This is a genomic window from Halomonas sp. KHS3 (genome assembly GCF_000830495.1).
In the GTDB taxonomy this organism is placed as follows: Bacteria; Pseudomonadota; Gammaproteobacteria; order Pseudomonadales; family Halomonadaceae; genus Vreelandella; species Vreelandella titanicae.
The window spans coordinates 1,248,600-1,272,289 of the sequence record NZ_JWHY01000002.1 but is presented as its reverse complement, the minus strand read 5'-3'; the positions used below and the strand labels follow the sequence as shown (position 1 = coordinate 1,272,289).

Genomic DNA, 23,690 nt, shown 5'->3' with positions numbered 1-23,690 from the left:
AGCTAAAATCAGCGTACGTTATAGATAAATGTACGTTCGAATGTGAGTAGGGTAACGCCGAGCCGGTAATAACCCAAAAGAATTAATAACTATCTTTTTATTCCTAAAAAACCTATCTAGAAATAAGAGAGCAATTAACGTCTAATCAATGCGCTCTATCCAGCTCTGCCACTCGCTTCCCTGGGCATCGCTATACGCCAAATCGATAACCCGATAGCCAGGGCGGGAAGCTTCATCAATGGCAAACTGCTCGGCACCGGGCAGAAACTGATCGGCCATCGCCGGGCAGCCATAAACATCAATAGTGGCCTCACCTATGCCTCTACCTGTGCCTAAAATATGATGCTCGGCGTAGGCTTGGTGCGCGTGACCAAACAGGATGATCTTGACGTGCGGGTGTTTACTTAGCAGTTGCCAAAATGCGTCGCGATCTTGTAGGCCAATGGCATCCATCCACACCGCGCCGACGTCCACCGGCGGGTGGTGCATGGCTATCAGCGTGGGCCGGTCATCGTTCTCTAACTGTTCAGCGAGCTTAGCTAGCCGCTCGCTTCCCAGTTCACCGTGGGGTTTGCCCTCCACCTGGGTATTGAGCAACAGGATGCGCCACGAATCCAAGTCCACTTGTTCAACCATCGGCCGCTCGGCCGCCATGAACTCGGGCTGATCGTGATTACCCGGCAGCCAGTACCAGGGGCAAGGCAACTGCTCCAGCGCCTGCATCGCCAAGGCGTAGGAAGCGGCCGATTCATCCTGGCTAATATCACCAGTAAACAGCACGATATCGGGCTTTTCGGCGACAACGGCATTCAACACCTGCTGAAACTGCCGCCAGGGTATGCCCGCCCGGGAACGCGCTTCGATATCCGCATAGAGATGGGCGTCGGTAATTTGCACCACACGCATTAGGGCATCTCCGGCACGTCGACCGTGTGACCGTGAGCAAGGCCATGAGCCAGCCACTCGCCCAAGAAGCGGTTGAGTTGAAGCTTCTCATCCGGCTGATGCATCCGGGCATTGGGGTAGCGGTAGCGGCCACTAAAGTGGCGCTCGCGCTGAAAGTCGGTCACTTCCGCCATGCGTACATCGTGATAAAGATGTACGCGCATACGCGGCCCTTCCAAAACGGTATCTAGTGGGCCGGTCTGAGAAACATTCACCATGGTGGTGTAAGGCGCCTGCTCTTGAATATACAGATGCAGATCACCGAAATGCTGTTTATCACCGCGCAAGGCAATATCGCGGCGCTGGCCGGCCTCCATATCGCCCACCAGGCGCACCAAACGTAAATAGTTGGCGCTGCACTCCCCTTGGAGCGATTTTAAATCGGTGACATAGGCCGTTCTCGCCATGTTCACTCCTCGTCGGTTTCGCTTTGCGTCAAAGCGCGCTGCGAGGCAGCACGCAGTGAGGCTCGCTGACTATTCAGCCAATGTAGACCAATTAAACACATGGCGTTGTCGAGTCGCCCCTTCTCTAAGAGCTCCCAAGCGTTAGCGAAAGGCATGACGTGAACACGAATATCCTCATGCTCTTCATCTAGGCCATGAATCCCACCTAATCCTTGGGTATCTACCAAACCACAAAATAGTGTCACTTGCTCGCTGCAGGCGCCAGGGCTGGGATAATACGTGTGAAGTTTGGTCAGTTGGGCCACTTTACAACCGGCCTCCTCCCACGCCTCGCGACGCGCCACATCTTCCAGCGATTCGTCTTTTTCGACCAAACCAGCCACGAGCTCGAGCTTCCAGGGAGAAACGGAATCATCAATGGCGCCGGCACGAAACTGCTCAATGAGCACCAATGAGTCGCGTTCGGGGTCGTAGAGCAGCACACCCACTGCATCAAAGCGATTATGCACTTCACGACGCATGGGTTCGCTCCAACCGCCTTCAAACAGCCGGTGACGAAGCTCTAAGGCTTCCAGGCGGAAAAACCCCTGGTGTAGCGTCTCCCGCTTAAGCAGCTCAACATCATTGCGCTTTAAGTCTGGAACGCTAAGAGCCGTGTTTTTAAAAGGAGGGCGCTGAAAATTAGGATTCTGAACAGCATCGTGCTTGGAGTTGGACGCCATGAGGCACTCCCGGTGGTGATAATCGATCTATTATCAATGCTTGCCACCGGGAATGCCAATTCAGCGGGGGATTTACAGCTGCTTAAGCAGCGCTTCGGCATCACGGCGTAGCGCTTCATCGGAGGCTTGCCGGTTGTCTCGAGCGGTGCCGTTAACCGCTCGCTGGGCGTGCTCGCGAGCGGCCTGCTCATTGCCCTCTTCTTTCAAAAAGGCAGCGTAGTAGTAGTTCACATCGATGCCGTCTGGGCGGATCTCCAAGGCACGCTGGAACATGCGTTCAGCGGTATCACTATTGCCAAAACCGAGTGGCCGTCCCGGAGCGCGATCGTAAAGCGCACCTAGCGTGACGTAGGCGGAACCATTCAACCCCTGAGGATCTATTTCAATCGCCTTTTCTAACGCGTCACGCGCATCACCTGCGATTCCTAATGCGCCTAAACCACCGCGCTCACGGGCATAAGAAGCCAGAACTATTCCCTGCCAAACAAGTACATCAGCTTCATCGCTGTACTGCTCGGCCAACTGCTCCGCTTCACCTGCCAATGCCTTTAACGTGCTCTCGCGCTCGTTGGCGGGCATCTCAGTCACGGTATGCTCCCACCTGTTTTTAAGCGAAAACAGCTCGCCTTCAAAGGCAGAGGCGGTTAGCGGAGACAGCATCAGCGCGCTGCCAATAGCGGCGGCGATTAATGAGCGCGGTAAAAACATACGTGGAAAAGAGTGAGTTCGCATACATGCTCCTAACATTATTGTTGTCCTACTTAGACCCACCAATGACGGGCCTCTAGCCCAATATAGCAAAAAATGTAACGAACGTTTGAATGATTTACCAGTAGTATGCTGCTTGGTTGCTTCGCGCAATTAACGTAAGGTGGGTAGCTCGAAACACGATGGGGAATAGGTAATGAAAGGCCGCAACATGACCCGCTGGCGCGATCCAGCCAAAGATCCGCGTCAAGCCCCTAAGAGCAATCTGATTACCCCAGAAGGGGCGGCTCGCTTGCGCGCTATCTTGGATCACCTATCGCGGGTTAAACGCCCGGATATTTCAGCAAAAGTCGGCGAAGCAGCCGCCCAGGGCGACCGCAGTGAAAACGCCGATTACACCTATAACAAGAAAGAGCTGAACCGCGTTATCGCCCGGATTACTTACCTGACGAAACGCTTGGACGAACTGCAAATCGTAGACCGCCTGCCAGCCGATACCAGCAAGGTGTTTTTCGGCGCTTATGTAAGCCTGGAGGATGAAAGTGGCGGTGAGGTGCATCTCAGGATCGTTGGCCACGATGAAATCGACACCAAAAAGCGCTGGATCAGTATCGATGCACCTATGGCTAAAGCACTGCTCGGTAAACAGGTGGGTGATGAAGCAAAAGTGCTCACGCCTAACGGTGATACGTTTTATACCATCACCGCCATTGATTACACTGGCTAATCCCTGCGCCATTAACGCCGCCTAGGGCCTAATCTTGTAAGGAGTAGTCCACCGTAGTGACAACGCGAACACGTTTGGTTTGCGGCGTGTAGCTGTCCAAGTCCTCGATGGAGAAGTAGCCCTGGGTCGCCTGACGAATCTGGCCCACTTGGCTACCGGAATCTTCGGCAAACTGCTGTGCGGCGTTACGCGCATCCGCAGTGGCCGCCGCAATCATTTCAGGCTTGATCGCATCAAGTCCGGTAAATAGAAACTCCGTGCGGTATTCGTAGCTAGGCGAGAGCAGTACGCCCTCTCGAACCAGTGAAGTCGCATTGGGGATTGCCTCAATCACGCCCTCAACATCGGGGGAGCGCAGTAGCAGTGTTGCTTCGGCGCGATAGCGCTCATCCGGGCGCTGACCACCGTACTGATTGCTATATTGGTCGGTAATCCGCGGCGGAGTGGAGCTAACATGCTCTGATGCAAACCCCTGGGCCTCCAGAAAATCGCGAATTGCCTGCTCGTCACTGGACAACTGCTGCTCAAGGTCACTCAAGCTATTAGCGCTGACACTGTAATTGAACGGCCACAGCACCAAATCTGCCGGCACTTCTCGCTCGGCTAAGCCACGCACCGTGACGCTACGCGACGACTGCTGCCACACTTCTGCGGCGCCCTTGATATAACTACCGCTCCATACCAGCCCTAGCGCCAGCAGCCCGCCCAGCAGAACGGCACTTCCCAGTACCGCCGTATTTCGAATATTTCCCGCCATTGCTGCCACTCCTATTCACTACCGTTAAATTAACGACTACTTATTTGCATCATAGTCCTTAACGATAGACCTTACCGGTAAATTCGTCGGCGGCTGAATGTGGCAAGTTTGAGGAAACGATGCAGAAGTGTTAATGATCAATCGATATCATGGCCTTGATAACCTGATTAGCGGGGTCACACCACTGGGGCATCTGGGCAGGCACGTCAGCAAGGTAAGCACGGTGGGTAATCATTGCTTCAGCATTGATGTCCCCACTATCCATCAGTGACACCACACTATCAAAGTCTTCCCGAGTGGCATTACGGCTGCCGATCAAGGTCAACTCTTTCTTGTGGAAATCAGGATCACTGAAGGTAATATCTGCTTTGACTATACTCACCAGAACATAGCAACCGCCATGCCCCACCAGATCGAACCCAGCCTCCATAGCACGAGGGCTCCCTGTGGCATCAAACACCACATCTGCTAACGCACCGCCATTTAGCTTGCTGATCTGTGCAGCCACTTCCACTTCCTGAGGGTTCGCCACCGCATCGGCACCCAGTACGTCACGGCAAAAAGCCAGACGTGATGGATTGGTATCCACCATCAAGGTACGCGCCCCCTGGCTTTTAGCGACCTGGAGTACGCCCATACCAATAGGCCCCGCACCCACGATGACGGCTAATTCATCCGCTTGTAGCACGCTACGCCTTACAGCGTGAGCACCAATTGCCATGCACTCCACCAGGGCCAATTGATCGATGCTAAGGGTTTCAGATACCACTAAGTGAGTGGTAGGTACGGCCAGGTACTCCGCCATGCCACCATCTTGATGTACGCCAATAACCTGCATGTTCTGGCAGCAGTTGGTTTTATGCTGCTGGCAGGCACGGCATTCACCACAATGCAGGTAGGGTATGACATAAACCTGCTTGCCCAGTAAGTGCTGGTCATGGTCATCAGCGACTTCGACTATCTCACCGGCAAGCTCATGGCCTAACACCCTGGGATATTCAAAATAGGGTTGATTGCCACCATACGCATGAATATCCGTTCCGCAGATACCGATACGGCGTATCCGTACCACGGCATGCCCAGAGGCACACTCTGGCTTAGAAGCGTGACGCAGCTCCAGATGTTGCGGCTTTGAACAGATAAGCACTTCCATAAGCGCGCTTCTCCTCGTTATGTTTAGGCCTGAACGACCCGCTGCCGCTGCACACCTAAGCCCTCAATACCTAAACGCATTTGCTGTCCATCACGAAGGTAAACGGCGGGCTTCTGGCCCATACCCACACCGGGAGGTGTGCCGGTGGAGATAACATCGCCAGGCTGCAAACTCATAAAACGGCTCAAGTAACTGATCAGAAAAGGCACTTGATACACCATGGTGCGCGTATTGCCGTCCTGGTAACGCTGGCCGTCTACCTCAAGCCACATACCTAACTGGTGTGGGTCAGCAATCTCATCACGGGTAACTAACCAGGGCCCTAAGGGGCCAAACGTATCGCAGCCTTTGCCCTTGTCCCAAGTACCACTGCGCTCCAACTGAAACTCACGTTCAGACACATCATTAACTACGCAGAACCCCGCCACATGTAACATCGCCTCAGCTTCATCAATGTAACGACCACCCTTTCCAATAATTACCCCAAGCTCGACTTCCCAATCGGTCTTTTTGGAGCCACGGGGGATCTCCACATTGTCATTGGGACCACAGATAGCGCTTGTCCACTTATTGAAAATGACCGGCTCAGGGGGAACCTCGGCGCCGGTTTCTGCTGCGTGATCGGAGTAGTTGAGACCAATACAAATAAACTTGCCCACCTGACCAACACAAGGCCCCAGACGTACATCAGCCGCGACCTCTGGCAATATAGAGAGATCCACATCGCGAAGTTTCTGCAACCCTTCGTCGCTCAATACATCACCGGCAACATCGCTAACGAGAGCGGACAGATCACGCACCTTACCCTGACTATCGAGAATGCCCGGCTTTTCCTGGCCCAGCGTTCCAAAGCGTAAAAGTTTCATATTGTTATTCCTTCTGAAGTAATCAGTTAGCCCAACCACCATCGATCAATTGCGTGGTGCCGGTAATAAACTGCGATTCATCACAAGCCAGGAAAGCCGCCAGCGCAGCCACTTCCTCCACTCGCCCCAGCCTACCCATTGGCTGACGGGCAATAAAAGAGGCTAGCACCTCTGCATCACTGCGCCCCTCTTTACGTGCCTGCTCAGCAATACGCTGTTTGAGAGAGGGAGACTCAACGGTGCCAGGGCAGATCGCATTGCAGCGAATTCCCTGGGTCATAAAGTCGGCGGCGACTGACTTGGTCAGTCCGATCACCGCGGCTTTAGAGGTACCGTAAGCGCAGCGATTAGCAACTCCCTTAATGCTAGATGCCAGGGAAGCCATGTTGATGATGCTGCCACTCTCTTTTGCCAACATGCCCGGTAAAAAAGCCTGCAAGGTATGAAACATTGAAGTGACATTCAGATCCATCGATCGCTGCCAAGTGGCCTCGTCGCATTCGAGTACGCTGCCACCTGCCACCATACCGGCGCAGTTAAACAGTACATCCAAGGCTGGCAGTGAAGCGGCTAAATGGTGGATCGCTTGGCTATCCGTGACGTCCAGGCGATAAGCTTCAACACCCGGTATACCTTCTAAGCTGGCAATATCGATATCTGTCGCGAATACGCGTGCGCCCTCGGCAACAAAGCGCTCGACGCTAGCACGCCCAATGCCGTTTGCAGCGGCGGTGATCAGTGCAGTTTTGTTCTTGAGTCTCATGTTATTTGCACATCCCTAACGGCTAAGGCGCGCCCCTAAAAGCTGTGGCACGACCTTGAAAAGAATGGGAACATACATTAGGCCAAATCATCCAGACACCTAATGGCCTGACCAATGAGCCGAGTATGAGCGAGAAACTTTGACCCTGACAAGCCTCAAAAGGCCAAATAGCAGCTTTTGGGAATAAACTTTAGTAGCCATCAACTTTAGTCGAAAAACACCAGTGAAACGGATAGGAAACACCACGAATGCCGATTCAAACCATCCGCTCGCAGCGCCTCTATCGCCAGATTGCTGATCAATTACAGCAGTTAATCAATGATGGTGAGTTTCCCCCAGGAACGCTGTTACCCCCCGAGCGAGAGCTTGCCCAAGCTCTTGGCGTTAGTCGGGCTTCAGTGAGAGAGGCCTTGATTGCTCTCGAAGTGGTTGGGCAGGTAGCTGTTCGAGTCGGCCATGGTGTCGTGGTGCTTGAATCGCGTTCCACTCCCATGGAGTCGGTGATGCGCGCAGCCGCTCGAACCGAGCCCTGGGCAATAGACCCAGAGTTCGAGAGCGAAATTGAGCTCAATCTGGACGAAGAGATCCCGCCCTTTTCACTTCTCCAGACGCGCCGCTATCTGGAACCGGAAATTGCCGCGTTAGCAGCCATGAACGCCACTGAAGAGGATATGAAAGCGATCCGTTTGGCATTTGAGCGGAATGTGTCTGACAACGCCAATGGCGGGCGCAACTGCGCCGGAGATCGATTACTGCATATTCGTATTGCTGAGGCCTCAGGCAACGCGGCCTACGCACTTGTCATCAAGCATCTGCTTGGCCACAAGTACGGCGCCATGTTTCGTCGACTCCAGGAACTCTTTATGGAAACAGATATGCCGCAGCGCTCCCAGGATGACCATAAGCGCATCGTTGAAGCCATTGAAGAACGTGACCCGGCGGCTGCTCGTCGTGCTATGGAAGTGCATCTGGATCACGTACTTAATGTTTTCTTTGCTGAGTAAGTACCTCATCAAATGCCGTAGATCTAGCGCTGTAACTTAATCGCACCGTAAACCTTGAAGCGGCGATTATCCGCCAGGGTCTGGAAGTCTTGAAATGCCCGCTGCAAGTGGTCTGGATAGGGCAAAAAGCCATTTGCCACCAGGATTAACCGCCCGCCCGCATTGAGATGCTCTGGCGCTGCGCTGATCAAACGCTGGCTAGGGCCATAACTGATATCACGCTCTTTATGGAAAGGCGGGTTGCTAACAATCCAGTCAAACTGCTCACCTTCAAGTGCACTGAATACATCACTGCAGAGTACCCGCCCCTCTAGCCCATTCGCCGCCAAAGTGCGCTTACACGCCTCTACCGCAAAAGCGCTGACGTCCACCGCGGTCACATGATGGCCACGCTGGGCCAACCAAGCGCTAATAATCCCATCGCCACAGCCCATATCCAGCACTTTGAGCGGTTTTTTCGGCAAGCTATTCTCAATGCTTTCCAACAGTAACAGCGTTCCTTCATCGACTTTGCCGTGGCCAAATACGCCCGGGTGGCTGTTCAGCGTCAGCCCTAATGTCTCGAATTGCTGCCAAGCGCTATCGCTAGTCGAATCCAATGCCACGGTTTGGGTGGCAAAGAGTGAACAGCGCCGGGCGTTGTCGCGCTTATCCCAAGGCATCCCCAGCTCTTCCAGCATCTTGGGAACGCGTTTAATGCCACCTTGATGCTCGCCGACAATTTCAATGGGTGTGCCTTCAGGTAGCTGCTCACATAACCACTTGAGCCACCAAATACCTAACTGATGCGCCTTCGGCCAAAACAGCACCATCTCTTTGCCGAATGGCTCACCCGCTGCTAAGTCAAAAGGCGCTCGGGCCTGTTTGCCTTTAGCCTGCCACTCACGCAGCACGTCAAAATCGCCACTGACCACACCCGTCGATTGATCAATAAGCCAGCTATCGACTGGCGGGCCAATGACCCACAGCGCTACATAGTTATCTTTTTGCCGCTCTAACAGTTGGCACGCTGGGGCTTGGGCACTCATTCAACGATCTCCGGTTTAATTAATGTATAAAGTAGGTAGCGGCCTAAGCGCCAATGGGGGTCATGGCGACAATACTTTTTTTCCAGCGCCAGCAGCGTTTCAGTTTCTACTGGCGTGGCGGGAGGGTGGCGCAAGTAATCTTGAAAAACGCGGATACCGGCGACTGCATCTATCACTAAGCCGTTATCTGCACTCCACTGCTCAACCTCGGCATGACTAACGGGCGAAATAGGCGTCAATCGTTGTCGCTTGCCCTTCCCCGCTAAGCGGTCGCTCAACGCCTTCTCAAGATTGCCTTTGACCGCGTTGGAAAAGCGCAGTGCATCGCGATTAAACACCATCAAGCTAAGCTGGCCACCCGGTGTCAATAAATGACTCAAGGTAGCCAGTGCTGCTTGCGGGTCGCCCAACCACTCCAACACTGCATGGCAGGTAATAAGCGGCCATGGGCCAGGAGCTTGTTCTGTTAACAGTTGTAGCGGCGCCTGCAGATAAGTAATAGCCTCTTCCGGTAACGTTTTAACGTCCCGGTGCCAGGTTTTGGCGTAGCTCAACATATCTGCTGAGGGTTCAGTCATCGTGACATCGTGCCCCCGCTCAGCAAACCATGCCGCCTGCTGGCCCAGGCCACCGCCCACGTCCAGCACGCACTGCCCCTCTAGATTCAGCATTTCCGGTAGCAGGTAGTCGAGCATTGCGAGACGCAGCTCGCCCCGGGGCGCCTGATAGAGCGAACGGGAGAATTTCTCGGCTAGGCCATCGAAATAGCGATCGCCAGACGGCGTTAATTCATAGCTGCTCGATTGAGAATGGAGTGATTTAGGGTTTGAGGGCATGCCGCGAGCATCGCTGTAAAAGAAAGCGTGCAGTTTACCTGATTATCCCTACCCGGCCGAATGGCGGCCTGGCCTGCATCAAACATAAACAAAAATTATCAAATCATTACAAATGACTCTTAAAATCGATATAAATAGGTTTGCAAACTGGAGCGAAATAATAGCTAATCGACACAGGAAAAATGTCCTATCATGGTAGGAGTGACAAGCAATAGAAGCATATAGCAGTCACCACCAAGTCGATATTAATTATAACAAAATAAATACGGTGGATTTTATATGATTATCAATACGGCGAACCAAAATACCACTGGGCAAATAATACGGTCTTTGCTAAAAAAAGAACATACTATTTCTATTTTTTCAAAAGAAGCGGCCTACGCAATAGAGGCGAAGGCTATTAAGATAGAATTGGACAGTGGTAAAATAACGTTAGCGATACATTACACAGGTAGCTCGCTTTCTCCTTATTTGCAAAACGACACCATTTGCTTTGACATAGAAGCTTCCCATCCTACGCCAGGTATAGAAGAAGAAATTTATAATATTGAACAAGTGCCGGCACACGTCATTAAAATAGATACCTGCACTTACCATTTAGAGTGCCAGCTTCCCGGCTCTATTTTTTCCTCCGATAATCGAAGAGCTTTGCGTGTACCCTTCATTCTGGGTATGCACGCACGTGTGCACTTGGAAGTATTTGCCCATGAGCTCAACGTGGAAGGTAAAGTGCGTAACCTTTCAGTAGGTGGCTGCATGGTGTATGTCAGACTGGAAGATAGCATGGCTCTTAGCATTAATCAGGTACTGCCGGAGGTCACTCTCGAGTTTCCAAACGGAGAAATATTCAACACTCAAGGACGTATTTGTCATATGCGACCTTTTGGGAGCCATGACTATGCGGCTATCGGTATTGAGTTTATTAATATGTCAGCCACGATGACTGAGACTCTTTTCCATTATGTATCGGAATCTGAGTTCGAAGCTGCTTTTCGCTCAGGTATACAGGATAGCTCCTCTCGAGCTAAGTCACGGCTTTTCATCGCAGATGTCAAAGAGAAGAAAATGCAGCACAAAGAAGAGCATGATCAAACCAAGAGTAGCCAACGATCTCCTCTGTTACGCGGTGTTCTTGAAGTCGCTCACCAGCTACAAGTCATGTTAATGTTTACTAAAAACAAGGATTTATTTCCAGAAGAGAGCCTCTATGAATGTGTCGACAGCCTTCTTTATATGGTCACTCAAGACCGAAGGGGGCTTCAGTATGCACTGGCTTTTTTGCATGATGAACCCGAGTGGGTGCGCCATGCCATACAAGTGAGTAGCCAGCTAGCAATGATCCTGATCAGTCGTGACCCATACGCGTCACAGACACGGGAAACAGTGGCGGGCGCCCTACTACACACTATGGGTAAACCACTGCTGATTAGCGAACAGCTCCCCTCACTTAAAATTCGCATGTCTCCATCGCAAGCCGAGCTACTCAAAGAACATGTTGTTGCACTGAATAACAAGCTAACAGCACTGGGCTGGGTCGCCAGCCCAGCCTGCCATGACATTATCCTCAATGCCAACGAACGGCTCGATGGCAGCGGCTATCCAGCAGGAAAGCAGGCTGCAGAGTTATCCGAGCGTGTTCGACTAATCAGTGTTATTAAAATAATCAATAAATTAACCCATGAGCGAAATGGTCAGCATCCGCGGCAACCTCTTGATGCCTACCGCTGGGTTAATAACTGCCCAACTATTTATGAAAAGTCATTACTTGTAGAGTATATCCAACACTTTGGCTTATACCCTATCGGTAGCTTAGCAAAGTTCTCAAACGGTTTCTTAGCATGGATAATGGATGTAGATGCAAAGGGAATGCCGTGTAAAGTTAACGTTATTAAAAACCTCTCCTTTAGAGACACATCTATTGACACGGTTCTTGAAAATAATGACTTTACTCAAATTGGACGTCTTGAGGGCACGGTGAACCCCACAGACTACAATATTCATATGGCCAATCACCCTTAGCGGCTCGCACGCCGTTGCTTTTGGCCTAGCAAACACCCAAAATTGAGCTACTTTCATTCCGTTAATCACAATGTAACGGAAGACACTTTAACGCAAAACGCTATTTATTTAAGCACTCTATTTTAAAGTACACTATGCCACCTACACCGCGCCGTTCCACCATTCTTGAAGTAGCCCGCCTCGCTGGTGCCTCTAAAACCAGCGTATCGCGCTATTTTGGCGAAGAGCGTGATCGGCTCTCGCCCTCACTTCAAGCGCGCATCGCCCATGCGGCAGGTACCCTTGGCTACCAGCCAAATCAAATGGCACGCGGGTTAAAAGGTGGTCGCTCTAAATTGTTAGGTATGTTGGTGGCAGATATCCGCAACCCATTTTCAGTGGCTATCACACATGGTGTAGAGCAAGCGTGCCGCCAATACGGCTACTCATTGGTAGTATGTAATACTGATAACGACCCAGAACAGGAGCGCCAGCATTTAGACCTGTTGGGTGCCTATCAGGTGGAAGGTCTCGTGGTAAATGCATCCGGCAGCCCTGAACGCCAACTACATACTTTCATCAGCCAGGGGACACCCATTGTGCTGCTAGACCGCGAAGTCGATCATGTGGAAGCGGAGGTGGTTGGACTCGATAATCACCTGGCGATCGATATGGCGCTAGAACACTTGGCCGATCAGGGCTACCAGGCCGTGCTGTATGTCAGCGAAGCTCCCCAGCAGTCAAGCACCCGACAAAAACGCTTGGCCCGCTTTAACCACACTGCCGAGCAGTTGGGGCTTATTCATTCATCCTCCCTGCTTGCTAACTCAGATGGCACTGCAACGCTTCAAGAATTAAGCGACTTTTTAGCCACCCACCAACAGCACGCTTGCGCTGTCTTGTGCGGCAATGGCACTGCCACCCTAACCGTGACCCGCCTGTTTCAGCAGTTGGACTTACTGCTTGGCAAGGTAGGCTTGATGGGGATTGATGAACTCGATTGGTGCGCTTTGATCTCTCCCGGCATTACCACGCTTGCCCAACCCACCGATGCAATGGGTAAAACGGCTGTTCAATGCTTGATGCATCGCATTGCGCCCCACGTATCATCAATGCCAGCGGCGCTGAGTTTTTCACCTACTCTGATCGAACGAGGTTCTACTCAACGCTAATTTTTTTAGTCGGTGCTAAAAAATTGCCACAAAAATGGTATCGTTCCCATTGGATGATAATGAACAACTCGAAGAGATTACTGACTATGCCTCACTCCTTCTCTAACCCACCAGAAATTCTCACCTTCGGCGAAGCCATGGCTATGTTTGTCGCTGATTCACCAGGCGACTTATCCAACATTGATCGTTTCCACCGCCGCTTGGCAGGCGCCGATAATAATGTCGCTATCGGCCTCTCCAGGCTGGGTTTCCACGTGGGCTGGTTAAGTCGAGTGGGAACCGATAGCTTTGGAGGGTTTATTCAGGCGGCATTAACAGCGGAAGGTATCGATGATCGCTATATTCACGCCGATGCACAGCACCCCACCGGGCTGCTCTTTAAAGAACGTGCCCAGAACGGCGCCGACCCGCGAGTAGAGTATTTCAGACGTGGCAGTGCCGCCAGCCATCTCACTATTGACGACGCCCTGAGTGTCGACTTTCAGGCGCTTAACCACCTTCACGCGACGGGTATTACCCCAGCGTTATCTGAAAGCGCCTGCCAGCTTAGCCATCATTTGATGGAAGAGGCCCGCGCCCACGGCGCTAGTATTTCCTTTGACCCCAATTTACGGCCGTCACTTTGGCCCAGTGAAAACGTTATGCGGTCGACCCTTAATGAACTCGCAGGTCGCGCCGATTGGGTGTTGCCTGGGCTTTCAGAGGGCCAGCTTCTCACCGGGCAGAAGACGCCTTACGACATAGCAGGCTATTATCTGGATCAAGGTGCCTCGGCTGTGATCATCAAGCTGGGCCCCGAAGGTAGCTATTACCGTGGCAACCTGGATGGGCAAGAAGAGAGCTTTACAGTGGCCGGTTGCCACGTTGCTGAGGTGGTGGATACCGTAGGTGCAGGCGATGGCTTCGCCGTCGGTGTCATTAGCGCCCTGCTTGACGGAAGAACGGCGCGTCAAGCCGCCCAACGCGGCAACCTCATTGGCGCCCAAGCCATCCAGGTAGTGGGTGATATGGAAGGTCTGCCTAATCGCGAGCAACTACTAGCGCTTGAAGTCGACCAACCCATTGGCTAATCGCCACACACTATTTTTTAAATAGCAGGTTTTAAATAACAGGTTTTAGATAACAGGCTTTTCACCATGGAGATAACAATGAAAAAACGTCTAGTGATTCAAGGACGACTCAGCGACGCTCAACAGACTGAACTTAGCGATTTGTTTGAAGTGGATGTGTTGCCGAAAACCAGCTCGCTTGATGCCCCTGAAAATCGCGCTCTATTAGCGGAGACACACGGCATTATCGGTTCCGGCTTAGCCATTACCCCCCAGTTGCTGGACGCAGCGCCCAACTTGGAAGTCATCGCGACCGTCTCTGTTGGCTATGACAACATTCCCGTTGATGAACTGACCAAGCGCGGCATTATGCTGTGCAATACGCCTGATGTGCTTACCGAAACCACTGCCGACACCGGTTTTGCGTTGATCATGGCCGCGGCGCGCCGGATGGTTGAACTAGCCGAGTGGGTCAAAGCGGACAAATGGCAAGCCAGCATTGGCCCGGCGCTGTTTGGCAGCGATATACATGGCAAAACCCTGGGCATGGTGGGATTTGGCCGTATTGGCCAAGCCGTTGCCAGGCGCGGAGCCCTGGGCTTTGGTATGCAGGTGCTCTACTCCAACGCTTCACCCAAGCCCGATTTAGAGAGTGAGCTTGGCGCGCAGCGCCGCGAACTCAACAAGCTATTGGCTGAAGCCGATTTCGTCTGTGTCACTGTGCCGCTTACCGCCGAGACCGAGCATTTGATCGGTGCCCAAGAGTTTGCGCTGATGAAGCCTTCAGGCATTTTTATCAATATCGCCCGCGGCAAAGTCGTCGATGAAAGCGCCTTAATACACGCCTTGGAAACCAGCGTTATTCAAGCAGCCGGGCTGGATGTATTTGAGCAGGAGCCACTACGCGCTGCATCACCGCTGACGAAGATGCCCAATGTGGTCGCCCTGCCGCATATCGGCTCTGCTACCCATGAGACCCGCGACGCCATGGCCCAGCGAGCGGTGGATAATATTCGTCTAGCACTCCAGGGTGAGCGGCCAATTAGCTTAGTCAACGAGGAAACCTATCAATGAAGCCTGCCACGCCCCTATGCTTACTGTTCGATTGCGATGGCACCCTGGTGGACAGCGAAATACTGCTTGCCGAGGTAATGGGGGATATTCTTCCCGAGTTCGGCTTACCCTTTTCAGCGCGTCAGTATATGGATGAATTTCGCGGGGTGCGTTTCCAGACGATCGTCCAAACCCTGGAAAAGCGTTTTCAAACATTAGCAGAAGATGCATTTTCCCAGCTTGAGGCAGGTATGCGGGCGCGTATGGAAGCCCGTATGCGTGCCGAGCTGGTGGCGATTCCTGGTATGGTCGCCGCACTGGAACAGTTAAGTAGCCACCCCAAGGCCGTGGTCTCTAATGGCCCCGAGCGCAAAATTCGCTGTGCGCTGGAAAGCACCGAACTAGGCCATCACTTTGCTGACAAGCTCTTTAGCGCCTATACCCTCAACGTCTGGAAACCCGACCCCGAGCTGTACCGTAAAGCTGCCGCCGCTATGGGCCATGCTCCTCAGCAGTGCGTGGTGATCGATGACGCGGCGGTGGGTGTGGAAGCGGGGCTAGCGGCGGGCATGCACGTGATTCACCTCAACCACTTCCCTAATGAAGAACTCACCCCCGAAGGGGCGATTGGTATCCACCACGCCAGCGAGCTTCCCACCGCCATTGCGCGCCTACACTTCTGATCGCGGTTGCTTGGTTAACTGATTAACCGCCGCTAATCAACTCTCCAACGCCCGCCCTCGACAGGCATGTTTCCCGTGCCTGCCGACGACACCGCCTGCGTGCTTATAACCCCCTCTCTCTGTACTGAAAATATGCATCGCGACCAATGTCGCATAGCCCAAGCATTGACCTATGCAGGAATGACGTTAAGCTTGGCCTCACATCAAATATAAAAACAGATTTTATATTTGAGAAAATATCCATCGCATCGCAACAAAAACATCACAATAAAACGGAGAACCTTCCATGCGCCTAACCCACTTAATGATGGCCAGCCTCGCTATTGGCTTCACCACATCGCTCCAAGCTGCCGATTTCACCTTCAAGTATGCTCATTCGCAAACCGATGAGGCGCCGCGTTCTGAGTCCATGCGCTACTTCAAAGAAGCGCTTGAAGAGCGCAGTGATGGGCGTATCGCTGTCGAACTCTATTTCAATGGCACCCTGGGGAAGGAGGAGGACGTACTCCAGCAAGTCCAAATGGGGCTTATTCAGGGCTATCGCGGTGGCTTGTTTGCCCAAGCTAACCCCGCCTACCTGATCTATACCATGCCGTTCCTGTTCACCACACCAGAACAGGCCATTGACGTTATGGAAGGCGAGCTTGGCCAGGCCATTAATGAAGGCGCACGTGAAAGTCAGCTGCACATACCGGTGACCGGCGTTGCAGGTGGTATGCGCCAGTTAACCAATAACGTTCGCGCCGTTAATCAAGTTGATGACCTCCGTGGCTTGAAGATTCGCACCCCGCCACTGGCTCCCACGCTGCGGGCGTTTGAAGCGCTGGGAGCCTCCCCCCAGCAAGTGCCTTACACCGAGACCTATATGGCGTTACGCACAGGCGTGGTCGATGGGCAAGAAAACCCGCCCTCCAATATCGCCGATATGAAATTCCATGAAGCTCAGGAGTACATGTCATTACTGAACTGGCAAATCCATCCTGATCCCTTCTTTATCAGCGCCCAGTGGTACGACCAGCTCCCTGAAGAGCTGCAGATGATCGTTGACGACGTCGCTCAAGAGACGATGACTCGCTCCAACGAAATTTGGCTAGCTTCCGAAGCCAACTACCTCGAAACACTGGGCGAGCACATGAGCATTAATGACATCGCCGACGAACACCGCCAAGGCTTTGTAGATGCCGTCGTTCCTGTCTGGGAGCACTTTGTTGAGCGTGGTGACTTTAGCCAGGAGCAATTAGAGCAAGTGCTCGCACTGACTGATCAAGCCGAGGTACTGGAGTAATGAATCCACCTCCACTGGCGCAGCCGATGGCGGAAGATACCGCCTTGATGCGGGTAATGCGCCGCTTCGCTAGCCTGCTGGAAAATCTGATCGCCGCATTGATTGCGGCGGTTTTCCTGCTCTGCTTGGCACTGGTGATACTGCGCTACGTATTCAGCATTGGCTTTGCCGGTGCTGAAGAGGTGATGCGTTTTCTCTTTGTGTATTCCACCGCACTGGGGGCATCGGTCGCCATTTTGCGCGGCGAGCATATCCGTATCAGCGTGCTTGTGGATGCACTGCCTACGGCAATAGCCGTCTGGCTGAACCGCTTACGCCATTGTCTCGTGATGCTATTCAATGGCTATTTGGCATGGCTCAGCATCAGCTGGATTGGGCAAGTCGGTCGCTTCCGCTCCGCCGTACTGGATGTGCCCAATTGGGTAGTGCAAATCAGCGTCCCTATTGGCGCGCTACTGGTCATTCTATTTTCTTTGGCGGTGCTAATGGGTGGCGAGCGGCCCTCCGCTCAACGAGAAGACGCGCAGGAGGGCCAGGCATGATTTTACTGCTTGTTAGCCTGATGGTGCTGTTGCTGATTGGGGTACCCATCGCCTACTCGCTAGGGCTTTCGGGGTTGGTTTACTTTTTGATCATGCAACCAGGCTTGATTGGCGTGCTGCCCCAGCGGGTACTGTCCGGTATGGATCTGTACACCATGATTGCCCTGCCCCTGTTCATTTTGATGGGACTGGTGATGAACGCCTCAGGCATTACCGCACGCCTTATCGACTTCTGTTTGATGTTGGTAGGCCGTTTTCCAGGTGGGCTGGGACACGTCAATATCTCGACATCGATGATCTTTGGCGGCATATCAGGCTCTTCTGTATCGGATACGGCGTCGGTGGGTTCCGCCATGATTCCGGAGATGGCACGCAAAGGATACAGCGTCGAAACCGCCAGCGGCATTACCGTGGCCTCTTCCACCATGGGCATGATCATTCCCCCCAGTGTGCCCATGGTGATCTACGCCGTTACCGCGCAGCAGTCTATCGGCACCATGTTTATGGCGAGCCTTATCCCAGGTCTACTTATTGGCCTGCTGATGATGGGCATCATTGCGCTAATGGCCGGTCGTCAAGGCTACCCCCGTGCCCACGCAGGGTTAAACCCGCAACAGCGCCGTCAGGTGATCCAGCGTGCGGTACTCGCGCTATTAATCCCCCTGTTTGTAGTGGGTGCAGTGGTCGGCGGTGTCGCTACGGCCACTGAGTCTGCCGCGTTAGGCGTGGGCTATGCGCTGTTTCTGGCCTTGGTGGTATTTAAAAGCCTCAAACTGCGTGAACTACCTGCACTGTTTCGCTCTGCCGTAATGACCAGTGCAACGGTGATGATCATTATCGCCATGAGTCAGCTGTACGTATGGATTCTCTCGATGGAGCAGATTCCCCAGCTGTTGGCAGGCTTTTTAGGCGAGCTGGATCTTACCCCGATATTGCTCCTGCTGGTGATTGCAGCTGCCGTGCTACTGATCGGCACCTTTATTGATGTGACCCCCGCGATTTTGCTGATTACCCCAGTGGTGCTGCCGGTGCTTGCCCTGGCCAATATTTCACCTGTGCAGTTTGGTGTCCTGTTGATCAGTGGCCTAGCTATTGGCTTGGTCACGCCGCCGGTGGGCATGTGCCTGAACGTCTGCTCATCCATCACAGGCCTCTCGATTGGGCGTATTTTCCGCGGCGCCCTCCCGTTTCTGCTCGCAAACCTCCTGGTGATGCTGCTGGTCATTACCTTTCCGGCTATCACCCTGTGGCCGCTCACGCTGTTCTCGTGAGCCCATTTACTTTTACTATTAAAGGAAATTCATATGGATATTCGCCAAGCGCTTCATAGCGATCATTTTAAAACCCTCGATACCCAGGGCCTGCGTGACAAAATGCTGGTCACCAAGATTATGGAGCCTGGGCAACTGTCGCTAACCTATAGCCACGTCGACCGCATTATTGTCGGTGGCGCGGTACCCACTGATTCGCCGCTTACCCTGAGCGGTGGCAAAGAACTTGGCGTTGACTATTTTCTAGAGCGGCGGGAAATGGGCGTTATTAACATTGGCGCGCCCGGGCGCATTACTGTCGACGGTGAAACGGTCGATCTGGGCACCCACCACGGCTTGTATATTCCCAAAGAGAGCCGTGAAGTCAGCTTTGAGAGCCTCGATGCGACCAAGCCCGCGCGCTTTTATATCAACTCAACGCCTGCCCATGTGCGTTACCAGCTTCGCCATATCCGCCCGGAAGATGCCTCGCCCACCACCCTTGGCGACCCCGAAACCGGCAATGTGCGTACCATTAATAAGTACCTGCATACCGATGTACTGGATACCTGCCAGCTCTCCATGGGGCTTACCCAGTTAGAGCCCGGCAGTATGTGGAACACCATGCCCTGCCATACCCACGAACGGCGCATGGAAGTGTACTTCTACTTTGACTTGAGTGAAGACGATGTGGTGTTCCACCTGTGTGGCGAACCCCAAGAGACCCGGCATATCGTGGTTGCCAACGAACAAGCCGTGATTCACCCCAGCTGGTCGATTCACTGCGGCTTTGGCACTCGCCGCTACACCTTTATTTGGGGTATGTGCGGTGAAAACCTGACCTACGATGATATGGACTTTATCGCTTCTAAAGAGCTGCGCTAAACCACTACCCAAGGAGAGTGACCAATGAAGCTATTTTCGCTAAACGGCCAAGTTGCCATGGTGACGGGTTGCAACAAAGGGCTGGGCCAGGGAATTGCCATTGCACTAGCACAGGCGGGTGCCGATATCGTGGGCGTCAACCGCAGCCCTGCTGGTGACACCCGCCAGCAGGTGGAGGCTCTAGGGCGCCAGTTTTACGACATTACAGCTGAGCTGGGCAGCCAAGCGCCTAGCGAGATTGTCTCACAGGCGATCGCGCAAGCGGGCAAGGTGGATATCCTGGTCAACAATGCGGGGATTATTCGTCGGGCAGCAGCCGTTGAATTTTCAGAGCAAGATTGGGATGACGTCGTTGATGTTAACTTGAAAGCCGCTTTCTTTCTCGCACAGCAGGTTGCCAAACACCTTATTGAGCGCAAAGCACCGGGCAAGATCGTCAATATTGCTTCATTACTGTCGTTTCAGGGCGGCATTCGTGTGCCCTCCTACACCGCCAGCAAAAGCGGCATTCTCGGTCTAACGCGCCTGCTCGCCAATGAGTGGGCGGGCCATGACATCAACGTTAATGGCATCGCCCCTGGCTATATGGCCACCGACAACACCCAAGCATTGCGCGACGATCCCCAGCGCCATGCTGAAATTCTTGGCCGAATCCCCGCCGGACGCTGGGGCACGCCAGAAGACTTAGCCGGCGCTGTGATATTCTTATGCTCCGATGCCGCCCGCTACGTGCATGGACATACCCTGGCGGTAGACGGCGGCTGGCTGGCACGCTAACCAGGCGTTTTGGTTAACGCCACGATCAACGAGCGATTGGCAATCACGTAAGGGAGCTTGAATGAAGGAGAAGGCTGAAACGCAGTACCACGCCCCTGCCTTAGAGAAAGGGTTGGATATTTTGGAGCTGCTTGCCCAATCTTCCCAGCCGCTAAGCACCCAAGCGATTGCCGAGCAGATCGGCCGTAAAACCAATGAGATGTACCGCATGCTGATGGTGCTGCGGGATCGTGGCTACGTCAGCATGGATGATAGCGGTAGCCGCTATCAGCTAACGCTAAAGATGTTTGAGATGGCCCACCGCTTCCCGCCCACCAAGCGGTTAGTACAGGCCGCGCTACCGCGCATGGAAGAGCTGTGCCATGAAATCTCCCAGTCGTGTCACCTTAGCGTTGCTCGTCCTGGTCATCTATTGGTAGTGGCCCAGTATGAAAACCCCGACAAGATGGGCTTTGGGCTGCGCCTGGGGGCCAACATCGATATATGCGGCTCCGGTTCTGGGGCCGTCATGCTGGCCTTTCTGGATGAGCCACGCCGGGAGCGCATTCTCGCCGCCAGCGATGCAACGCAACAAGAGGTTGACCGAACGCGGGCGCTATTTGATCCGATTCGCCAGCAGGGCTACCACGTGGGGCCAAGCCCTCAAGTCCAAGGGTTAACCAATATCAGCTTCCCTGTCTTTGGGGTTCATGACGTTATCGAAGCCGTTATCACCATCCCTTATCTCACTCTGATTCCAGAAGCGATGCATCGGGAAGTTCCCAGCATCGACCGCTGCCGGGAACAGCTAGGGGAGCTGGCAGACGCCCTGACACTGGCTATTGGTGGGCGCCTACCAGCAGGTACGACGAGCTAAATGATGTTCTCTATAACGGTTTTCTCAATAACAGGGCGCTAAAAGTAGGTCGCCATACGCTCTTTAACGTTTAGTTGATCATCCACTAACAATATCTGGCGCCATTTATCGAAGGTTAAACAAGGATGAGAGGCGCCAAAGGCGACAATATCGCCGACCTCGACATCCTGCCCCTCTTCGGGAAGGCGCACAAAAGTGTGCTGATCCATAATTTTCGTCACTTCCCAACCAGTCACCGATAATGGCTGCGAGGGATCACCTCCTTCTCGGAACCGACGCAGCGCAATCGGTAGCTGGTCATGGCCAATATCACGCTTACCTAGCGCCACTATGGCAAGCCCAGGTTCGGGAAGCGACTGTACCTGGGCAAAGACTTCCAGGGCCGGCTCGAGCCCCTGCTGCAAATCCGGCCGACGGTCTAATACCGCTGATTGCGCTTCACGATAAAGGCCATGGTCGTGGGCGACGTAGCAACCTGGGCGGAGTACGGGGGTAAATCTCCCCTGAAGCGGTGCGCCCTGAAAGGCCTCCGCAATCACGTCATACCAGGCGGAGCCCGATGCAGTGACAATCGGGTTCTCTTCAACAAAGCGTCCAGCAGCTTCGAGCTCTACGGCAACATCCACCAGGTATTTAGCATAGGTACGAATACCAGATTCGGGATTATCCCCGTGAACCACACCCTCATAGCCCTCCAGGCCCACCAGAGAAAGTGCTGGTTCACTAGCAATCACCTCCGCCAGCGAAAGAATTTGCTGCTGATTGCGGCAGCCACAGCGGCCACCCTCCACGCCTATCTCAATAAGCACCGATAACATCAAGCCCCGCTCAGCAAAAAAGCGCCCAAGCTGGCGTACGTTCTCCTGGCTATCGACCACACAGTAAAACGCAGCGCCCTGTTCGATCAGACTGGCGATAATGGCCATATTTGCCTGACCCACCAGTTGGTTGGCCATCAATATTCGGGTAACGCCATTGGCGAAAGCCGCACGACACTGGGGTGCAGTGGCAAGGGTAATTCCCCATGCCCCTGCCTGAAGCTGACGATGGAAAAGCGCGGGCGTCATGGTGGTTTTGCCATGGGGCGCCAGGCGAGCACCGTGAGCCTCTGCGAATCGTTGCATCCACGCTACGTTATGAGCCAGTGGGCCTTCATGCACCACGGCGGCGGGAAGGCTGACACCTGATAGAAGGTTTGATCCCAATTCCTCACCGCCTTTATCCATCGCTAACGCCATTGTCTGCATTCGCCCATGTCCTCTTTTTTAATAAAGCATCTATGTTAGATACTTTCACAACTATTGACTTAAGGTTAGAAACTAACATACTTTTTAAATCAGGCAACCATTAGGAGTCCACGGTGAGCCAAGAAATCGACATCTTGTCACGCATTACCACTGACTTTGCTGCCCTGCGCGAAGCTGAAAAGAAAGTCGCCGAGCTGATATTTGCGGACATCGAGTTTGTCACCGAAGCAAGCATCGGTGAGATCGCCCAGCGCGCGGGGGTCAGTGATGCCAGTGTCACCCGATTTGCACGCGCTATCGGCTGCACTAATGTGCGCGACTTAAAAACACGCTTAACCCGCGCCTTAGCCGCTGGCCGCCGTTTTATTCAAGAAGCAACGCCTGAGGACAGTTCAAGCGTGGTGTATGACATTGCTACGCAAACCCTCGCGCTTAACCGCGACTTACTCGCCCAAGCCGATGTGTCCGGGGCAGTTGAACAGTTAGATAAAGCGCGCCAGATACTGGTGTTTGGCGCCGGTGGTGGTTCCAGCATTCTCTCCCAAGAACTTCAGTTTCGCCTGGTACGCCTTGGCTATGCGATCTGTGCTTACCCTCAAGCGCTGCTACCCCGCATGGTGGCGTCCACCCTTGAGCCTGATGACGTCGTCGTCGTGCTGTCGGTGACGGGTTACACCCCGGAGATGGTGGAGTCAGCACAGATTGCAAAGCAGTACGGCGCCAAGGTGATTGCGATAACCGCAATGAATTCTCCACTCGCCGAAACATCCGACATTGTGCTGCCGATCACCTCCCGGGAGACCGACTTTATCTACCACCCTTCGGCTTCCCGCTACGCCATGCTGGCAGTCATTGACGTATTGGCGCTTGAACTTGCCATGCGCCATCGCGAGCGCTCACGGACTAAATTGCGCCGCCTCAAGCTGAGCCTGGATGACCATCGCGGTGGTGATAACCGCCAGCCACTTGGAGATTAG

The 23,690-nt window shown here is 53.4% G+C and carries 25 protein-coding genes; 14 read left to right on the top strand and 11 right to left on the bottom strand.

The window, feature by feature from the left end; genetic code table 11:
* Nucleotides 1-141 precede the first annotated feature (141 nt).
* The 4 genes from RO22_RS07880 to RO22_RS07865 form a co-directional block, all read right to left on the bottom strand.
* Complete coding sequence (locus tag RO22_RS07880; RefSeq protein ID WP_041158010.1) at nucleotides 142-906, bottom strand: phosphodiesterase; 765 nt, start codon at nucleotides 904-906, stop codon at nucleotides 142-144.
* Nucleotides 906-1,352 (bottom strand): DUF1249 domain-containing protein, encoded by a 447-nt coding sequence (locus tag RO22_RS07875; protein ID WP_022524019.1) that lies wholly within the window; start codon nucleotides 1,350-1,352, stop codon nucleotides 906-908. Before RO22_RS07875 ends, RO22_RS07880 begins: the two co-directional genes overlap by 1 nt.
* 2 nt (nucleotides 1,353-1,354) lie before the next feature.
* Nucleotides 1,355-2,074, bottom strand: a complete 720-nt coding sequence (locus tag RO22_RS07870) for an NUDIX domain-containing protein (RefSeq protein ID WP_041158009.1) — start codon at nucleotides 2,072-2,074, stop codon at nucleotides 1,355-1,357.
* A gap of 72 nt (nucleotides 2,075-2,146) precedes the next feature.
* Entirely contained in the window at nucleotides 2,147-2,806 is a 660-nt protein-coding gene (locus tag RO22_RS07865) for a tetratricopeptide-like helical (RefSeq protein ID WP_041158008.1), read from the bottom strand.
* A 172-nt stretch (nucleotides 2,807-2,978) separates the two neighbouring features.
* Between RO22_RS07865 and greB the strand changes: the two genes are divergently transcribed.
* On the top strand, nucleotides 2,979-3,509 hold the full coding sequence (gene greB / locus RO22_RS07860) for a transcription elongation factor GreB (RefSeq protein WP_009287719.1): 531 nt from the start codon (nucleotides 2,979-2,981) through the stop codon (nucleotides 3,507-3,509).
* Nucleotides 3,510-3,537: 28 nt separating this feature from the next.
* On the opposite strand, the gene RO22_RS07855 is transcribed toward greB, so the two are convergent.
* The 4 genes from RO22_RS07855 to RO22_RS07840 form a co-directional block, all read right to left on the bottom strand.
* Nucleotides 3,538-4,266, bottom strand: coding sequence for an SIMPL domain-containing protein (locus RO22_RS07855; RefSeq protein WP_022524022.1), 729 nt, complete (start codon nucleotides 4,264-4,266; stop codon nucleotides 3,538-3,540).
* 130 nt (nucleotides 4,267-4,396) lie between these two features.
* Nucleotides 4,397-5,419, bottom strand: coding sequence for a zinc-binding alcohol dehydrogenase family protein (locus tag RO22_RS07850; protein ID WP_027959023.1), 1,023 nt, complete (start codon nucleotides 5,417-5,419; stop codon nucleotides 4,397-4,399).
* 23 nt (nucleotides 5,420-5,442) lie between these two features.
* Nucleotides 5,443-6,285 (bottom strand): fumarylacetoacetate hydrolase family protein, encoded by an 843-nt coding sequence (locus tag RO22_RS07845; protein WP_041158007.1) that lies wholly within the window; start codon nucleotides 6,283-6,285, stop codon nucleotides 5,443-5,445.
* A 22-nt stretch (nucleotides 6,286-6,307) separates the two neighbouring features.
* Nucleotides 6,308-7,048 carry an SDR family oxidoreductase gene (locus RO22_RS07840; protein WP_022524025.1) on the bottom strand — a complete coding sequence of 247 codons (741 nt, stop codon included), beginning with the start codon at nucleotides 7,046-7,048 and terminating at the stop codon, nucleotides 6,308-6,310.
* A gap of 248 nt (nucleotides 7,049-7,296) precedes the next feature.
* Between RO22_RS07840 and RO22_RS07835 the strand changes: the two genes are divergently transcribed.
* A complete protein-coding gene (locus RO22_RS07835) occupies nucleotides 7,297-8,052 on the top strand; it encodes a FadR/GntR family transcriptional regulator (protein ID WP_009287716.1) in 756 nt (251 codons plus the stop codon).
* 23 nt (nucleotides 8,053-8,075) lie between these two features.
* Here RO22_RS07835 and RO22_RS07830 read toward each other — a convergent pair whose 3' ends face one another.
* The gene (locus RO22_RS07830) at nucleotides 8,076-9,080 is read right to left on the bottom strand and encodes a methyltransferase (protein WP_041158006.1); all 1,005 of its coding nucleotides are present in this window, start codon (nucleotides 9,078-9,080) and stop codon (nucleotides 8,076-8,078) included.
* Nucleotides 9,077-9,916: a methyltransferase domain-containing protein gene (locus RO22_RS07825; protein ID WP_041158005.1), complete on the bottom strand. Its 840-nt coding sequence runs from the start codon at nucleotides 9,914-9,916 to the stop codon at nucleotides 9,077-9,079. Before RO22_RS07825 ends, RO22_RS07830 begins: the two co-directional genes overlap by 4 nt.
* A gap of 279 nt (nucleotides 9,917-10,195) precedes the next feature.
* On the opposite strand from RO22_RS07825, the gene RO22_RS07820 reads away from it, so the two are divergent.
* The 11 genes from RO22_RS07820 (at nucleotide 10,196) to RO22_RS07770 (ending at nucleotide 21,466) form a co-directional block, all read left to right on the top strand.
* Nucleotides 10,196-11,935 (top strand): HD domain-containing phosphohydrolase, encoded by a 1,740-nt coding sequence (locus RO22_RS07820; RefSeq protein ID WP_052475559.1) that lies wholly within the window; start codon nucleotides 10,196-10,198, stop codon nucleotides 11,933-11,935.
* A 134-nt stretch (nucleotides 11,936-12,069) separates the two neighbouring features.
* Nucleotides 12,070-13,086 (top strand): substrate-binding domain-containing protein, encoded by a 1,017-nt coding sequence (locus RO22_RS07815; protein WP_041158004.1) that lies wholly within the window; start codon nucleotides 12,070-12,072, stop codon nucleotides 13,084-13,086.
* 86 nt (nucleotides 13,087-13,172) lie between these two features.
* Nucleotides 13,173-14,156, top strand: coding sequence for a sugar kinase (locus tag RO22_RS07810; RefSeq protein ID WP_041158003.1), 984 nt, complete (start codon nucleotides 13,173-13,175; stop codon nucleotides 14,154-14,156).
* Between the two features lie 78 nt (nucleotides 14,157-14,234).
* On the top strand, nucleotides 14,235-15,209 hold the full coding sequence (locus tag RO22_RS07805) for a 2-hydroxyacid dehydrogenase (protein ID WP_041158002.1): 975 nt from the start codon (nucleotides 14,235-14,237) through the stop codon (nucleotides 15,207-15,209).
* The gene (locus RO22_RS07800) at nucleotides 15,206-15,871 is read left to right on the top strand and encodes an HAD family hydrolase (protein WP_041158001.1); all 666 of its coding nucleotides are present in this window, start codon (nucleotides 15,206-15,208) and stop codon (nucleotides 15,869-15,871) included. Before RO22_RS07805 ends, RO22_RS07800 begins: the two co-directional genes overlap by 4 nt.
* 286 nt (nucleotides 15,872-16,157) lie before the next feature.
* Nucleotides 16,158-17,156, top strand: a complete 999-nt coding sequence (locus tag RO22_RS07795) for a TRAP transporter substrate-binding protein (RefSeq protein ID WP_009287712.1) — start codon at nucleotides 16,158-16,160, stop codon at nucleotides 17,154-17,156.
* Complete coding sequence (locus tag RO22_RS07790) at nucleotides 17,156-17,698, top strand: TRAP transporter small permease (RefSeq protein ID WP_041158000.1); 543 nt, start codon at nucleotides 17,156-17,158, stop codon at nucleotides 17,696-17,698. The genes RO22_RS07795 and RO22_RS07790 overlap by 1 nt, the downstream gene beginning before the upstream one ends.
* Nucleotides 17,695-18,969 carry a TRAP transporter large permease gene (locus RO22_RS07785; protein ID WP_041157999.1) on the top strand — a complete coding sequence of 425 codons (1,275 nt, stop codon included), beginning with the start codon at nucleotides 17,695-17,697 and terminating at the stop codon, nucleotides 18,967-18,969. Before RO22_RS07790 ends, RO22_RS07785 begins: the two co-directional genes overlap by 4 nt.
* A 33-nt stretch (nucleotides 18,970-19,002) precedes the next feature.
* Nucleotides 19,003-19,833: a 5-dehydro-4-deoxy-D-glucuronate isomerase gene (kduI, locus tag RO22_RS07780; protein WP_041157998.1), complete on the top strand. Its 831-nt coding sequence runs from the start codon at nucleotides 19,003-19,005 to the stop codon at nucleotides 19,831-19,833.
* 24 nt (nucleotides 19,834-19,857) lie between these two features.
* Nucleotides 19,858-20,610, top strand: coding sequence for a 2-dehydro-3-deoxy-D-gluconate 5-dehydrogenase KduD (gene kduD, locus RO22_RS07775; protein WP_041157997.1), 753 nt, complete (start codon nucleotides 19,858-19,860; stop codon nucleotides 20,608-20,610).
* 61 nt (nucleotides 20,611-20,671) lie between these two features.
* Nucleotides 20,672-21,466 (top strand): IclR family transcriptional regulator, encoded by a 795-nt coding sequence (locus RO22_RS07770; RefSeq protein WP_041157996.1) that lies wholly within the window; start codon nucleotides 20,672-20,674, stop codon nucleotides 21,464-21,466.
* 38 nt (nucleotides 21,467-21,504) lie between these two features.
* On the opposite strand, the gene RO22_RS07765 is transcribed toward RO22_RS07770, so the two are convergent.
* Nucleotides 21,505-22,713, bottom strand: coding sequence for an amino acid deaminase (locus RO22_RS07765; protein ID WP_041157995.1), 1,209 nt, complete (start codon nucleotides 22,711-22,713; stop codon nucleotides 21,505-21,507).
* Nucleotides 22,714-22,826: 113 nt separating this feature from the next.
* Here RO22_RS07765 and RO22_RS07760 point away from each other — a divergent pair, with 113 nt between their 5' ends.
* On the top strand, nucleotides 22,827-23,690 hold the full coding sequence (locus RO22_RS07760) for a MurR/RpiR family transcriptional regulator (RefSeq protein WP_041157994.1): 864 nt from the start codon (nucleotides 22,827-22,829) through the stop codon (nucleotides 23,688-23,690).

Excerpts from the sequence above, each read along its gene's own strand:
- RO22_RS07845 (WP_041158007.1), bottom strand. The coding sequence starts at position 6,285 with ATGAAACTTTTACGCTTTGGAACGCTGGGCCAGGAAAAGCCGGGCATT.
- RO22_RS07855 (WP_022524022.1), bottom strand. The coding sequence starts at position 4,266 with ATGGCGGGAAATATTCGAAATACGGCGGTACTGGGAAGTGCCGTTCTG.
- RO22_RS07825 (WP_041158005.1), bottom strand. The coding sequence starts at position 9,916 with ATGCCCTCAAACCCTAAATCACTCCATTCTCAATCGAGCAGCTATGAA.
- RO22_RS07880 (WP_041158010.1), bottom strand. The coding sequence starts at position 906 with ATGCGTGTGGTGCAAATTACCGACGCCCATCTCTATGCGGATATCGAA.
- RO22_RS07830 (WP_041158006.1), bottom strand. The coding sequence starts at position 9,080 with ATGAGTGCCCAAGCCCCAGCGTGCCAACTGTTAGAGCGGCAAAAAGAT.
- RO22_RS07810 (WP_041158003.1), top strand. The coding sequence starts at position 13,173 with ATGCCTCACTCCTTCTCTAACCCACCAGAAATTCTCACCTTCGGCGAA.
- greB (WP_009287719.1), top strand. The coding sequence starts at position 2,979 with ATGAAAGGCCGCAACATGACCCGCTGGCGCGATCCAGCCAAAGATCCG.
- RO22_RS07820 (WP_052475559.1), top strand. The coding sequence starts at position 10,196 with ATGATTATCAATACGGCGAACCAAAATACCACTGGGCAAATAATACGG.
- kduD (WP_041157997.1), top strand. The coding sequence starts at position 19,858 with ATGAAGCTATTTTCGCTAAACGGCCAAGTTGCCATGGTGACGGGTTGC.
- RO22_RS07790 (WP_041158000.1), top strand. The coding sequence starts at position 17,156 with ATGAATCCACCTCCACTGGCGCAGCCGATGGCGGAAGATACCGCCTTG.
- RO22_RS07805 (WP_041158002.1), top strand. The coding sequence starts at position 14,235 with ATGAAAAAACGTCTAGTGATTCAAGGACGACTCAGCGACGCTCAACAG.
- RO22_RS07765 (WP_041157995.1), bottom strand. The coding sequence starts at position 22,713 with ATGCAGACAATGGCGTTAGCGATGGATAAAGGCGGTGAGGAATTGGGA.
- RO22_RS07865 (WP_041158008.1), bottom strand. The coding sequence starts at position 2,806 with ATGCGAACTCACTCTTTTCCACGTATGTTTTTACCGCGCTCATTAATC.
- RO22_RS07770 (WP_041157996.1), top strand. The coding sequence starts at position 20,672 with ATGAAGGAGAAGGCTGAAACGCAGTACCACGCCCCTGCCTTAGAGAAA.
- kduI (WP_041157998.1), top strand. The coding sequence starts at position 19,003 with ATGGATATTCGCCAAGCGCTTCATAGCGATCATTTTAAAACCCTCGAT.
- RO22_RS07870 (WP_041158009.1), bottom strand. The coding sequence starts at position 2,074 with ATGGCGTCCAACTCCAAGCACGATGCTGTTCAGAATCCTAATTTTCAG.
- RO22_RS07800 (WP_041158001.1), top strand. The coding sequence starts at position 15,206 with ATGAAGCCTGCCACGCCCCTATGCTTACTGTTCGATTGCGATGGCACC.
- RO22_RS07850 (WP_027959023.1), bottom strand. The coding sequence starts at position 5,419 with ATGGAAGTGCTTATCTGTTCAAAGCCGCAACATCTGGAGCTGCGTCAC.
- RO22_RS07840 (WP_022524025.1), bottom strand. The coding sequence starts at position 7,048 with ATGAGACTCAAGAACAAAACTGCACTGATCACCGCCGCTGCAAACGGC.
- RO22_RS07815 (WP_041158004.1), top strand. The coding sequence starts at position 12,070 with ATGCCACCTACACCGCGCCGTTCCACCATTCTTGAAGTAGCCCGCCTC.
- RO22_RS07875 (WP_022524019.1), bottom strand. The coding sequence starts at position 1,352 with ATGGCGAGAACGGCCTATGTCACCGATTTAAAATCGCTCCAAGGGGAG.
- RO22_RS07835 (WP_009287716.1), top strand. The coding sequence starts at position 7,297 with ATGCCGATTCAAACCATCCGCTCGCAGCGCCTCTATCGCCAGATTGCT.
- RO22_RS07795 (WP_009287712.1), top strand. The coding sequence starts at position 16,158 with ATGCGCCTAACCCACTTAATGATGGCCAGCCTCGCTATTGGCTTCACC.
- RO22_RS07785 (WP_041157999.1), top strand. The coding sequence starts at position 17,695 with ATGATTTTACTGCTTGTTAGCCTGATGGTGCTGTTGCTGATTGGGGTA.